This window comes from Rathayibacter sp. PhB152, assembly GCF_003751395.1.
Classification (GTDB): Bacteria; Actinomycetota; Actinomycetes; order Actinomycetales; family Microbacteriaceae; genus Rathayibacter; species Rathayibacter festucae.
Genome location: NZ_RJUT01000003.1, coordinates 183,781 through 197,253, shown reverse-complemented (window position 1 = coordinate 197,253; position 13,473 = coordinate 183,781). Strand labels below are relative to the sequence as shown.

Below are 13,473 nucleotides of genomic sequence, written 5' to 3'. Positions count from 1 at the left end.
GAGCCTCCATGCATCGTCGTCCCGACTCCCTCCGCCCGCGCCGCTGCGCCGGCACCCCGCTCACCATCGCCGCCTCCCTCGCCCTGACCGTCGGGCTGCTCGGCTCCGCCACGGCCGCCCACGCCGCCGTGGCGCCGACGGCCACTCCGACCCCCACCGCGAGCGCGAGCGTCAACGCCCTCGGGTTGGAGGCGACCTCGACCGGCGAGCTCGTCCTCAAGCCCGGCGAGAAGCCGACGGTCGGCACCGAGGTGAAATGGACCATCACGGTCACCAACACCGGCGACGTCCCCCTCGACGACACCGCCTCGAGATTCGCTGGACCCGGCCTCCGTCTGGAACCCGGCCAGGCCCGCGAACTGACCTCGTCGACCACCCTCGATCAGGAGCGACTCGCGACCGGCTTCGCCAACCTCGATGATTTCGCCACGGCGACGAGACCTGACGGCGCACGAATCGCCACACGCATCAGCGGCCGCCTCGACCTCCCCAGCCCGAGTCCGACCACATCGGCACCCGTCCCAGCCGGTCAGGGCGTGCTCACGGCCACCGCCCGCGGCGAGCTCGTGCTCAAGCCCGGCGAGAAGCCGACGGTCGGCACCGAGGTGAAGTGGACCATCACCCTCACCAACACCGGCGACGTCCCCCTCGACGACGTCGCCTTCCCGATCGCGGGTTACCGCCTCGTCCTGGAGCCCGGCCAGGCCCGCGAACTGACATCGTCGACCACTCTCGACCAGAAGCTACTCGCAGCCGGCTACGAGGACCTCGATGTGTTCACCGGCGCAACGACACGTGACGGCGCACGAGTCTCCACACGCATCGGCGGCCTCCTCGTCCTCCCCAGCCCGACTCCGAGCCCGACCGCACCGGCACCCGCTTCGGCGCTTCCGGGCGCCTCGCCGGCCACTCCGGCGCTCGCCTCGGCCGCCCCGGTGCCGGCGACCTGATCAGGTACCCCTGCGTCCTTCGTACCTGCCCGCCCGGCTCGACCGCGAAGAGTTCGGCTGGCACGAGCTCCTCGGCCACGACGGCATCGAAGCGCCGCCTCGCAGAGACCGGTTCCGGCGTGGCGGGAGCGATGTCCGCCACCGGGATCCTCACCCTCGGCACGGTCGCCCTTCGACGCCACCGGTGATCGGGAACGGCCCGGGCCCGCGTCTCCATCGGACCCGGGCCGTTCCCGCGCTCCCCGCACGATCACCACTGCGCAGGCGGGAGGGTCGCACGACCTGTCACAGCGGAGCTCACCAGCCCGAGAACCATCGCCCGCGCCAGCGTGCGCTGTGAACGCCAGACCGTCTTGCCTGCGCCAGATGTTCGACGGCCGATGCGGGTGGATGCGAGCATTCGTCGTCTCGTCTTTCATCACCTCTCGAGGAGCCCCGTGCACCGTCGTCCCGACTCCCTCCGCCCGCGCCGCTGCGCCGGGACCCCGTTCACCGTCGCCGCCTCCCTCGCCCTGTCCGTCGGGCTGCTCGGCTCCGCCACGGCCGCCCACGCCGCCGTGGTGCCGACGGCCACCCCGACGCCGATCGCGAGCGCGACTGCGAAGGGCGCCGCTTTCAGCGCGACCGCAGTCGGCGAGCTCGTCCTCCCGCCGGGCGGGAAGCCGACGGTCGGCACCCAGGTGAAGTGGACCGTCACGGTGACCAACACCGGCGACGTCCCCCTCGACGACGTGGCCCGAACGATCGCGGGACCCGGCCGCCATCTGGAACCCGGCCAGGCCCTCGAGCTGACTTCGTCGACCACCCTCACGCAGAAGCAACTCACGGAGGGCTCCGCTGTCCTCGACGAGTTCACCGGCGCGAGGACACCCGACGGCGTCTCGGTCTACACACGCGTCCGCGGCCGACTGACTCTCCCCAACCCGACGCCCACACCGACCCCGACTCCGACCACGCCGGCGCCCACTCCGACGGCCCCGACCCCCACCCCGACCACACCGACGCCGGCCCCGACCACACCCACACCGACGCCGACGTCGGCCCCGACACCCGCGCGGGGCGCATCCTTGAGCGCGACCGCCCGCGGCGAACTCGTCCTCGAACCCGGCGAGAAGCCCCAGGTCGGCACCCAGGTGACGTGGACGGTCACGGTCACGAACACCGGCGACGTCCCCCTCGACGACGTCGCCACCGTCTTCGCCGAACCAGGCTTCCGCCTCGAACCCGGTCAGGCCCGCGAGGTGACCACGTCGACCACCCTCGACCAGAAGCAACTCGCGGACGGCTACGCCGACCTGGATGTGTTCGTCGACGCGACGACACCTCGCGGCGCATTGACCTACGCACACCTCAACGGCGAACTAGCCCTCCCCAGCCCGACACCCACGCCGACACCTCCCCCGACGCCCACTCCCACCCCGCCTGCACCCACCCCGACACCCACTCCCACCCCGCCTGCACCCACCCCGACCCCTCCGGGCCCCACGCCCGCACCGACACCGACGCCCACCCCGGCCTCCCAGGGCGCGCTGGAGGTGTCCGCCAGCGGCGAGCTCGTCCTCGCGCCCGGCGAGAACCCCGCGGTCGGCACCGAGGTCGAGTGGACCATCACGGTCACCAACACCCGCGCCGACACCGTCTACGACATCACCAGCAGGACCGCGGAGAACTTCTTCGACCTGCAGCCCGGCGAGACCGACGAGCTGACCGCCACGACCGAGCTCACCCAGGCCGACCTCACCAACGGCTACACCGTGCTCGACGACATCGTCGACGGACTCGACCTCTCCGGGGAGGAGATCGAACCGATCAGCACACCCGTCACCGCCCGACTCGCCCTCCCGACGCCCACGCCCACCCCGCCGGCGACGCCCACCCCTCCGGCGCCCACCCCTGCACCGGCACCCACCCCGGCACCGGAGCCCTCACCGACCACTCCGGCCCCCGTCGTGCCCGCAGCCGCCGGCACCACGGGCTCCACCACGAAGAGCTCGAACGCCGCCGAGGCGTCGAAGAACCGCCTCGCGGAGACCGGGTCCGACGCGGCCGGCGCGCTCTCCACCGCCGGGATCCTCACCGCCCTCGGCGCGCTCGGCGTGCTCGTCGGGCGTCGCCGCCGGCGCAACCGCTCCGCCCACTGACCGCTCGCCGGCAGAGTCGACGCCCTTCGACACCGCCGCCGAGCCACGACGGCCTGAACCCGCCCTTCCGGACGGGTTCAGGCCGTTCTCGCGTTCCCGGGTGCCTTGCCACCAGCAGAACCCGGCCGATCGGGCCCATGACCGGCCCCTCCTCGACGCCGACCTGCCCACTTCGACACAACTCCCGCCACTACTGCACATCAGCGCCATTACTCGCATCGGGCGCCTCCTTGACCACTTCACGCCACCGATGTGTCAACTCCTCCTCTCCGATGTGATCGTTTCCGAGCTTCACTCGATATTCGAATCACCACCGCCTAGGAGTTCGCATGACCCCCCGCCGCCACGACATCCAGGGACCCCGCCGGTCCCTCGGAGCACCGCTCAGCATCGCCGCCTCGCTCACCTTGAGCGCCTGCCTGCTCGGCTCCACCGCCCTCGTCGCCCACGCCGACGAGTCCACCGTGCCCGTCGTCTCCGAGACCACCGCTCAGGCCGTCGTCGTCGACACCATGTCGCAGCCCGTCGCCTCGGCGCCCGCCGCACTCGAGGCCGCGCCCGCCCCGGCTGCGCCCGCTCCGGCCGCGCAGACGTCCGCCCCGACGGCCGCTCCGGAGCCCGTCTCCCCGGACCCCGTCTCCCCCGCCGCCTCAGTGGCGCCCGCGGCGACTGCGCCCGAGGAAGCGACGATGCCGGTCGCCGCCGCCACCCCGGTGCCCGCCGTGCCCGCGACCGAGGCGCCGGTCGTCCCGGCCCCCGCACTCCAGGATGCGCCGGCCGACGCGCCCGCCGCCGCGACCGAGACGCCGGTCTCGACACCCCAGCAGCAGCCCACTCCGGCCGCGTCAGCAGCCACTCCGGTCGGCGTGACCGCGACGGTGAAGGGCGTCCTCGACCTCGAGCCCGGCGAGAAGCCCCACGTCGGAACCCCGGTCAAGTGGACCGTCACCCTCCACAACTCCACCTCCCAGGCCGTCGATGTCCTCACGGCGCTCCTGCACCTCGAGCCCGGCGAGAGCGGCGAGGTCGAGGACGACCTCGCACCCACGACCATCACCCAGGCCGACCTCGACGCCGGCCGCGTCGGTTACGCCAGCCGCTACGACGTCGTCTCCAGCGACGGCCGCCAGATCATCCGCGCGCAGGGCGCACTCGATCTGCCCGAGACCGCACCGACTCCGAGCACGACGCCGACCACCAGCCCCGCGCCGACCACCCCCGCACCCGCCCCCACTCCGACCACCACCGCGTCCGACCGGGCGACCGCCTCCGTCCGCGGCGTCCCCGACCTGAAGCCCGGCGAGAAGCCGACGGTCGGCACCACCGTGAAGTGGATCGTCACCTTCTTCCACCACAGCCCCGACACCGTGAAGATCGACGGAACCACCCTCGAGCTCACCCCCGGCCGCAGCGGCTACGTCGAGGACACCACCAAGCCGAGCACGATCACCCAGGCCGACCTGGACGCGGGCGTCGTGCGCTACGAGAGCGAGTTCGGCGTCGAGGCACCGGGAGGCCGCTACACGATCCCCGCGCGTGGCGAGCTGACCCTCCCGACGCCGGCCCCGGCTCCGGCCGCCGCCGAGCACCCCTCCCTCACCGGGAGGATCGCCGGCGAGTTCGTGCTCCCGGCCGGTGGACGGGTGCGGGTCGGCACGCCGGTGAAGTGGACCGCCACGCTCACCAACGCCGGCGACGTCGCCCTCTCCGACGTCCACGTCACCGATGCGGGAGAGCACACCGCCCTCGCCGTCGGCGAGACGAAGGACCTGACCTTCTACTCGACCGTCACCCGGAGGGACATCGTCCAGGGCTTCACCTTCGACACCTTCCACGCGACCGGCCGGACCCCGTCGGGCTCCAGCGTGGACCTCCGGCTGAACGACTCGCTCGACCTCACCTCCGACGAGGGACGCGTCGCCGTCATCACCACCGGCGCGTTCGAGCTGACGGCGGGCGAGCAGGTGAAGGCCGGCACCCGGGTGAGCTGGACCGTCACGGTCACGAACACCGCCGGAACGGACCTGCACGACCTCTCCGCCGACGGTGACGCCCACAGCGAGACGATCGCCGTCCTCACCCCGGGCGAGACCCGGCAGCTGCACCTCGAGACCACCGTCACGGCGCAGGACCTCGCGGAGAACCGCACCCTCCTCGTCGCCGACGTGGTCGGCCGCACCGGCGACGGCCCCTTCTCCGCCTCCGCCTCCGGCGAGCTCGCGATCGGCACCGAGCACCCGCGCCTCGAGGCGAGCTCCACCGGAGCGTTCGACCTCGAGCCGGGACAGCCCGTCACGGTCGGCTCGACGATCATCTGGACCGTCACGGTGAAGAACACCGGCGACGTGTCCTTCCTCGACCTCGACCAGCAGGGTCCCGGCAGCATCGCCGTCGGCGAGACGAAGGTCTACCAGGTGGTCGACGCCGTGACGCAGAAGGATCTGGACGCGGGAGTGGTGCGACGGGTCTCCACCGCCACGGGCATCCGGAAGGACCGCCCCGACTACACCTCCGCGCCCTACCTCGGCGTCCTCCTGATCCCGGCGGCCGTGGACGGACCCGCGACCGGTACGCCGACGCAGACGGAGACGAGCACCGGGACCACCACGGAGGCCGCGACCACCGGAGTAACCGCCTCCGCGACCGGGCCGACCGTCGGCGCGGCGACCGCCGACGAGGGCGCCCCGGCCGGCTTCGTGGCACTCGCCGGTGCCGCGGGCGCGCGTCCCGACGCAGCCGCAGGATCGGCGCCCAGCGCCCCGGCCGCGGCGAGCACGACTCCGCAGCGCAGGGGCGCCTCCGCAGCGCACCTCGCTCAGACCGGCGTCGACGCGTCGTCCGCGCTTCCGGCTGCCGGCGCCCTCGGGCTCCTCGGCGCGCTCGGCATGCTGCTCGGCGCCCGCCGCCGTCGCCACCGCACCGCCGACTGACGCACGGTCGGTCAGGCCCAGGGCCGGTGGCGTCGACTCGATTCGACGCCACCGGCCCTCGGTCGTCCTGCACCGCCAACGGTGTCGAAGACTGCCGGGCACCCGCTTCCGCGCCAGATATTCGCAGCCCTGGGAACACCTGTGTGAATCTTCCCGGAATCGTTTCGACCTCTCGCCGGTCCTTGCCCAGGAGTGCCCTTGACCCCCTCACGCCCCGACCCCCGAAGACCGCGCCGAACGCCCAGCACGCCCCTCAGCATCGCCGCGTCCGTCGCGCTGAGCGCCTGCCTGCTCGGAACGACCTCCGTCGCCGCCCACGCCGAAGGAGGCGCCGACGCCACGACCGCGGCACCGGCACAGGACGCCCCGTCGGTGCCCGCACTCCCGGCGCCCACGCCCTCGATCGCACCGGACGATGCCGCGCCGTCCGTCGGACCCGCTGCGCCCGAGGCCGCCCCGGCCGCCGCCTCCGCCGCACCGAGCGCCACCCCCGCCGTGCCGGACGCCGCTCCCTCCCCCGCTCCCCCGGCGCCGACGCCCGAGACCGCCCCGCCCGCGGCCGCTCTCGCTCCGGCCCCGGCCGCGGTCGACGTCACGACCCCGCCGAGCGTCACGGCCGCGCCGGAGGCACCGGTCCCCTCTCTCGCGCCATCGGCACCCGACGCGACGCCGACGCCGACGCTCGAGGCTCCTGCAGCCGCGTCGGAGACGCCCGCCGCCGCCGCCCAGCAGCAGCCCGCTCCGCCGCCGTCCGCGCCCATGACCGGGGACTCCCTGGTCAGCGCGACGGTGAGGGGGACGTTCGAGCTGAATCCGGGTGAGAAGCCGGTGGTCGGCACGAAGGTGAAGTGGATCATCACCTTCCGGAACAACGGCACGACCACCGCCGACGTCTACGGAACCCAGTTCTCCATCCCGGCGGGGCAGACCCGCGACGGTCGGGACGACGTGAAGGAGCAGACGGTCACCCAGGCCGATCTCGATGCCGGAGTGATGAGGTACGCGAACACCTGGGGCATCGTCACGCCGGCGGGCATGCACTGGATCCCCGTGCGCGGCGAGCTGCCCATCCCGGCGGAGAACCCCGCGCTCGAGGTCGTCTTCACACCGAGGTTCGAGCCGGCCCCGGGCCAGCCCGTCGTCCTCGGCACCGTGGTGGACTCGACCGTCACGGTGACCAACCGCGGGGAGGTGACCCTCCACGACATCACCGTCACCGGCACCACGCCGTTCAGCCTCGCGCCGGGCCAGCAGGCCGTTCTCGGCGTCAAGGACAAGGTCGACCACCTGGACGTGATCGCCGGCGAGTACCGCCGCGGCGAGGGCTACGTCACCGCGCGCACCCCGAGGGGCGCCGCATACAAGACCATCGCCCCCGTGAGGCTGCCGTTCCCGAAGCCGAACGTCGCCGGCGCGACGAGCACCGCCACGCCGGCTCCGGCCCCAGGTGCCGGCGCCGGAGGCTCCCCGGCGAGCGGCACGGCCGACGAGTCCTGGCGGTTCCGCGGCGAGTTCGTGCTGAAGCCCGGCGAGCAGGTGAAGGCCGGCACGAAGATCCGCTGGACCTCGACGCTGACCAACACCGGCCCCGACGACCTGCGGGACCTCGTCGCCGTGCGGGTGGGCGCGGCCCCCGGCAGCCCCGGCAGCACCAGCGAGAAGCTGGCCGTCCTCGCCAAGGGCCGGACCGCGCAGCTGCACCTCGAGTCCACCGTCACCGAGGACGACCTGGCGAGTGGCCTCGCCCACCTCGTCGTCGATGCGAAAGCGGTGACCGGCGGGAAGACGATCTCGGTCCGCAGCGACGCGACGCTCGCGATCCCCGCCGAGAACCCCCTCCTCGCCGTGACCGCCACGATCGCGCCCAGGCTCGCGCCGGGAGCGGCCCCCGTCGCCGGCACCGTCTTCGACGTGACCCTCACGATCGTCAACCGCGGCGACGTCACGCTCACCGACGTCCGGATCGACAAGCTGGTCCCGTTCACCCTCGCGCCGGGCGAGAGCGCCGTCCGGGTCCTCACGGGCGAGATCGAGGACTGGGACGTGGAAGCCGGCGAATACCGCCGCTCGGGCAACATGACGGCACGCACCCCCCGCGGTGTCGAGTACTTCTCCCCCGACATCGTCGTCGTGCTGCCGATCCCCACGAGCACGCCGTCCACTCCCGCACCCACCGGGACCCCCTCCACTCCCGCGCCCACCGGCACGCCGGCCACCGCCGTGCCCACCGGGACCGTGCCCACTTCCGCACCCACCGGCACGCCGTCGACCCCCGCACCCGTTCCGCCGACGTCCCCGGCCGCCACGGGGGACCACCTCGTGAGCGCGACGGCGAAGGGGACGCTCGAGCTGAAGCCGGGCGAGAAGCCGACGGTCGGCACGAAGGTGACGTGGATCGTCACCTTCCGCAACGACGGCCCTGTCGCGGTCACGGTCTCCGGATCCGGCCTCGTCATCCCACCGGGTGCGAGCCGCGACGGTCGGGACGTCACGTTCACTCGGACAGTCACCCAGGCCGATCTCGACGCCGGCAAGGTGTCGTACGCGTTCACCTGGGACCTCAGCTCGACGCAGGGCAGGTTCGCGCTCCCCGTGGTCGGCGAGCTCGCCCTGCCCGGGGGCCCGGCGGCGGCCGCCGAGCGGCCCGCCCTGGAGGTGACCTACGCCCCGTCGTTCCGGCTCGCACCCGGCGCACCGGTGACCCTCGGCACCGTGGTCGACGCGACCGTCACGCTGACCAACCGCGGCGACGTGGCACTGAACGACATCCGACTCGCCGGACTCCCCCCGTTCAGCCTCGCGCCGGGCCAGGTCAGCGTCCAGCGCCTCTCGGACACGATCTCGCTGTCGGACCTGACCGCGGGCGAGTACCGCCGCGTGGGCGGCTTCGCCACCGCACGGACGCCCCGGGGCGCCGAGTACCGGTCCACCCCCGCCACCATCGTCCTCGCGATCCCGAAGCCGGCCCCCACCGGCACGACTCCGGGCTCCGCGGGCGGCACAACGACCACGCCCACGACCACGCCCACGCCCACACCGACACCGACGCCCACGCCCACGATCTCCAGCCCGGCCGGCACCGCGACGCCCGCGCCCGGCACGACGGGGACCGCACCGGGTGCCACCGCCGGAGGACCGGCGGCCAACGGTCCGAGCGACGCGGCCTGGAGATTCCGGGGCGAGTTCGTGCTGAAGCCCGGCGAGCAGGTGACGGCCGGCACGAAGGTCCGCTGGACCTCGACGGTCACCAACACCGGCGCCGGCGACGTGCGGGACCTCGTCGCGGTCCGGGTGGGCGCCGCCCCCGGCAGCCCCGGCAGCACCAGTGAGAAGGCGGCGCTCGTCGCGCCCGGCGCAAGCGCCGAGCTGCACCTCGAGTCCACGGTCACGGAGGACGACCTCGCGAGCGGCCTCACCCACATCGTCGCCGACACCACCGCCGTGATCGGGGGCCGCCCCACGACGGTGCGCAGCGGCGCGCAGCTCGCGATCCCCGTCGAGCGCCCCCTCCTGGCGGTCACCACCACGAGCACCCCCAGGCTCGCACCGGGAGCAGCCGTCGCCGTGGGCACCATCGTCGACACGACCTTCACGATCGTCAACCGCGGTGACGTCGCGCTCACCGACGTCCGTGTCGACACACTGCCGCCGTTCACCCTCGCGCCGGGCGAGAGCGCGGTCCGCACCCTCGCGGGCCCTGTCCAGCAGTCGGATGTGGACGCGGGCGAGTACCGCCGCTCGGGCACCATCACCGCGACCACTCCACGCGGCGCCGCCTACACCTCCGACCTCCTCGTCACCGCCGTCCCGATCCCCCGGGGCAGCACCACCGGCGGCCCCGGCACCGCGCCGACACCCGCGCCCACCGGGACCCCCTCGACTCCCGCCCCGACCGGCACCCCGTCCATCCCCGCACCCACCGGCACGCCGTCGACCGTCGCGCCCACCGTGACCCCGTCAGGTCCTGTTCCCCCCGGCACGCCGTCCACTCCCACACCTACCGGCACCCCGTCCATCCCCGCGCCCATCGGGACCCCGTCGGCTCCGGCACCCACCGGCACGCCGACCACTCCCGCACCCACCAACACCCCGTCCATCCCCGCACCCATCGGGACCCCCTCCACTCCGGCACCCACCGGCACGCCGACCACTCCCGCACCCACCAACACCCCGTCCATCCCCGCACCCATCGGGACCCCCTCCACTCCCGCACCCACCGGTACGCCGACCACTCCCACACCCACTAACACCCCGTCCATCCCCGCACCCATCGGGACCCCCTCCACTCCCGCACCCACCGGCACCCCGTCCACTCCCACACCCACCAACACCCCGTCCATCCCCGCACCCATCGGGACCCCCTCCACTCCCGCACCCACCGGCACCCCGTCCACTCCCGCACCCACCAACACCCCGTCCATCCCCGCACCCATCGGGACCCCCTCCACTCCCGCACCCACCGGCACCCCGTCCACTCCCGCACCGACCGACACGCCGGCCACTCCCGCGCCCACCGGCACGCCGGCCACCCCGGCGCCCACCGGCACGCCGGGCACGGGCACGGGCGTACCGGCAACGGGCACGACCGGTGCCGGAACCACCGGGACGGGCACCCCCGCGACCGGGACCCCGGGAGCAGCCGGGACCGGCACGCCGGGCACGGGCACCACCGACGCCGGCACGACCGGCACGCGCCCGAGCACCGCCGGTCCGCGCACCACGGACACCGGCACCACCGGCACTCGCCCGACCGTCACCGGCACGACCGGGACCGCCACCCCGGGCGCCGTCGGCCCGGGAGCCGGCACGACGACCGGCACCATCGCCTCGGGGACGACCTCCTCGGGCGGCGCCGCTGCGGCGACCGCCGGGACGTCGGACGCCCGCACCACGGCGTCCGGCACCACCGCGTCGGCCTCCGGCACCACCGCGTCAGGCACCGGCACCACCACGTCAGGCACCGGCATCACCGGCACCACCCCGTCCGGCGCCGGCTCCGGCTCGCCCCACTCCGGTGTCACCGGCACGAGGCCGACGAAGGACGCCTCCGCCACCCGTCTCGCCGAGACCGGCGTCGATGCGGTGTCCGCGCTGCCCGCCGCCGGGGTCCTCGGCCTGCTCGGCGCGCTCGGCCTGCTCCTCGGCCGCCGTCGACGCGGGAACCGCGCCGCCGGCTGACCGCACGGGTCACCCTCGGAAACCGCACCGGACACGGAGAAGGGCGCGGGGCCAGCAGCCCCGCGCCCTTCCGTCGTCCCGTGCGTCAGCTCGCGGCGAGCGCGATCTCGTTCGGCGTGACCTCCAGCTCGGCGCTGGACAGCACCTTCCCGGTGGTCAGGTCGAGCGCGTGGACGCTCTTCGCGGCCGGGTCGGTGACGTAGGCGATGTCACCGGCGACCGTGATGGCGGGGTGCGGGTCCTGCCACTCGACGGGGCTCTCCCAGGCGTCCACGACGGGGTACGAGTCGGTGATCTCCCCGGTCTCCGGCTCGATCACGTGGACCGCTCCGTCGGAGCCGATCAGGTAGGCGAGGTCGCCCGGGCCGCGCGCGACGCCGCGGAAGGTGTACTCGACACCCTCGGGCAGGTCGACGACGTCGAGGGTCTTCGCCTCGGTGTCGATCAGCGCGAGGCGGTGCAGGAGGTAGCCCTCGGCGTCCTGGTCGTCCTTGTAGTCGCCGACGACGATCGGGCTGGTCTCGCTGACCCAGGCGTTGCCCATCCGGCCGTACGGCTGGTCGGGCGCCTCGAGCTTGGTGATCTCGCCGCCGTCGTAGACGAGGGCGCCGTTCTCGCAGCCGAAGACCACGACCTCGTTCTCGGCCGTGCCCTCGCCGTGCACGCCGGGGCACTGGTCGTTCGTGGCGACCACGGCGCCGGACGCGTCGCGCACCTCGATGCCGGTGCGGCCGTCGGCGGTGCCGACCGTGGTGAGGAAGGTGCCGTCCTCGAGGACGATCGACACCCCGTGGTGCGCCTGGACGCCCGGGATGGTCTCGACCTCGGGCACGCCCTCGGCGTCGGCCAGGTCCGCGGTCTCGATGACCGTCGTGTCGCTGGTCCCGTCGGCGTAGAGGATCGTCTTGCCGCCGTGGCGGACGACGTGCCCGGGGGTGTCGGCGGCGAAGACGACGTCGGTGAGCTCGGGCTCGCCGTCGGTGCCGGCGGCGGTGTCGAGGAGCTGGAAGCCCTCGCTCATGGTGACCATGACGTGCCGGCCGTCGCCCGCCGGGTTCAGGCGGGTGAACTCCTCGGAGTCCAGGTCGGCCACGGTCTCGAGAGTCTCGCCGTCGAGGACGAGGATGCCGCCCTCGTAGGCGACGGCGAGCCGGGTGCCGGCCGCGTCAGGTGCGGCGACGGCGGTCGGATCGGCCGCGGGGGCGCTGCTCGAGGAGCAGGCCGCGAGGGTCGCGATCGTGCCGAGGGCGAGCAGGCCGAGGCCGGCTCGGCGGAGGGGCGCTCGCCGGAGCGGCGCTCGGCGGAAGGGGCTGGTGCGCATGGGGATGTGGTTCTCCTGGTGCTGGTCGTGGGCGCTCACGGTGAGAGCCCGGTGGCGATGCGCTGCGTGTTCACGCGCATCATGCTGAGGTAGTCGGGTGCGCCGCCCTCGGGTCCCGTGAGGGACTCCGTGAACAGCTCGACCACCTCGACGCGGATGTCGGCCTCGCTCGCGAGCGCCTGGACCAGGCGGTCGGGAGACGAGGACTCCGCGAAGATCGTGGGGACACCGGTCTCCTCGACCGCCTCGACGAGGTCGGCGAGGTCGGAGGCGGACGGCGCCGCGAGGGTGGTGCCGCCGGGGATCACCGCTCCGACGACGTCGAAGTCGAAGCGGTCGGCGAGGTAGCCGAAGACGTGGTGGTTGGTGACGAGGGCGCGGCGCTCCTCCGGGATCGCGGCGAAGGCGGCCGTCATCTCGGCGTCGAGCGCCTCGAGCTCGGCGCGGTACGCGGCGGCGCTGCGCTCGAGGGCCTCGGGGTCCGCGCCGTCGAGCTCGGCCAGCACCGGCGCGAGCGCGTCGACGACGGCGATCATCCGCGCCGGGTCGGTCCAGAAGTGCGAGTCGGGGCTGCCCTCGGCGTCGCCGTCGGAGTAGTCGAGCACGTCGATCGCGTCGCCGGCGACGAAGGCCGGCACGTCCTCGGCGGCCGCGGCGTCGAGGTGCTGCTGCAGCCCCTCCTCCAGGCCCAGGCCGTTGGAGACGACGAGGTCGGCCGAGCGGAGTCGCGCCGCCTCCTGCGCGGAGATCTCGAAGGAGTGCGGGTCGGCGTTCGGCTTCATCAGCGTCACCACCTCGGCCTCCTCGCCGACGAGCCGCTCGACGACGTCGCCGAGGATGTTGGTCGAGACGATCACCAGCGGGCGGTCGTCGGCACCGGCCGAGCAGCCGGTGAGCGCGAGCAGCGCGACGGCGACCGCGGCGAGGGGTGCACGGCGTCGGGTGCGTCCCAT

At 74.0% G+C, this 13,473-nt stretch carries 6 protein-coding genes; 4 read left to right on the top strand and 2 right to left on the bottom strand.

Annotated elements, in window-relative coordinates:
• Positions 1-8: 8 nt before the first annotated feature.
• The 4 genes from EDF36_RS07840 to EDF36_RS07815 all read left to right on the top strand — a co-directional run bounded on the left by EDF36_RS07840 (position 9) and on the right by EDF36_RS07815 (position 11,199).
• A complete protein-coding gene (locus EDF36_RS07840) occupies positions 9-950 on the top strand; it encodes a hypothetical protein (protein WP_123732577.1) in 942 nt (313 codons plus the stop codon).
• A gap of 437 nt (positions 951-1,387) precedes the next feature.
• Positions 1,388-3,091: an LPXTG cell wall anchor domain-containing protein gene (locus EDF36_RS20890; protein ID WP_185020406.1), complete on the top strand. Its 1,704-nt coding sequence runs from the start codon at positions 1,388-1,390 to the stop codon at positions 3,089-3,091.
• 329 nt (positions 3,092-3,420) lie between these two features.
• Positions 3,421-6,021, top strand: a complete 2,601-nt coding sequence (locus tag EDF36_RS07820; RefSeq protein ID WP_123732576.1) for an LPXTG cell wall anchor domain-containing protein — start codon at positions 3,421-3,423, stop codon at positions 6,019-6,021.
• A 198-nt stretch (positions 6,022-6,219) separates the two neighbouring features.
• On the top strand, positions 6,220-11,199 hold the full coding sequence (locus EDF36_RS07815; protein WP_148059993.1) for an LPXTG cell wall anchor domain-containing protein: 4,980 nt from the start codon (positions 6,220-6,222) through the stop codon (positions 11,197-11,199).
• Between the two features lie 85 nt (positions 11,200-11,284).
• Here the strand turns inward: EDF36_RS07815 and aztD are convergent, their stop codons facing one another.
• Positions 11,285-12,520: a zinc metallochaperone AztD gene (gene aztD, locus EDF36_RS07810; protein ID WP_185020434.1), complete on the bottom strand. Its 1,236-nt coding sequence runs from the start codon at positions 12,518-12,520 to the stop codon at positions 11,285-11,287.
• Positions 12,521-12,555: 35 nt separating this feature from the next.
• The gene (aztC, locus tag EDF36_RS07805) at positions 12,556-13,473 is read right to left on the bottom strand and encodes a zinc ABC transporter substrate-binding protein AztC (protein ID WP_123732574.1); all 918 of its coding nucleotides are present in this window, start codon (positions 13,471-13,473) and stop codon (positions 12,556-12,558) included.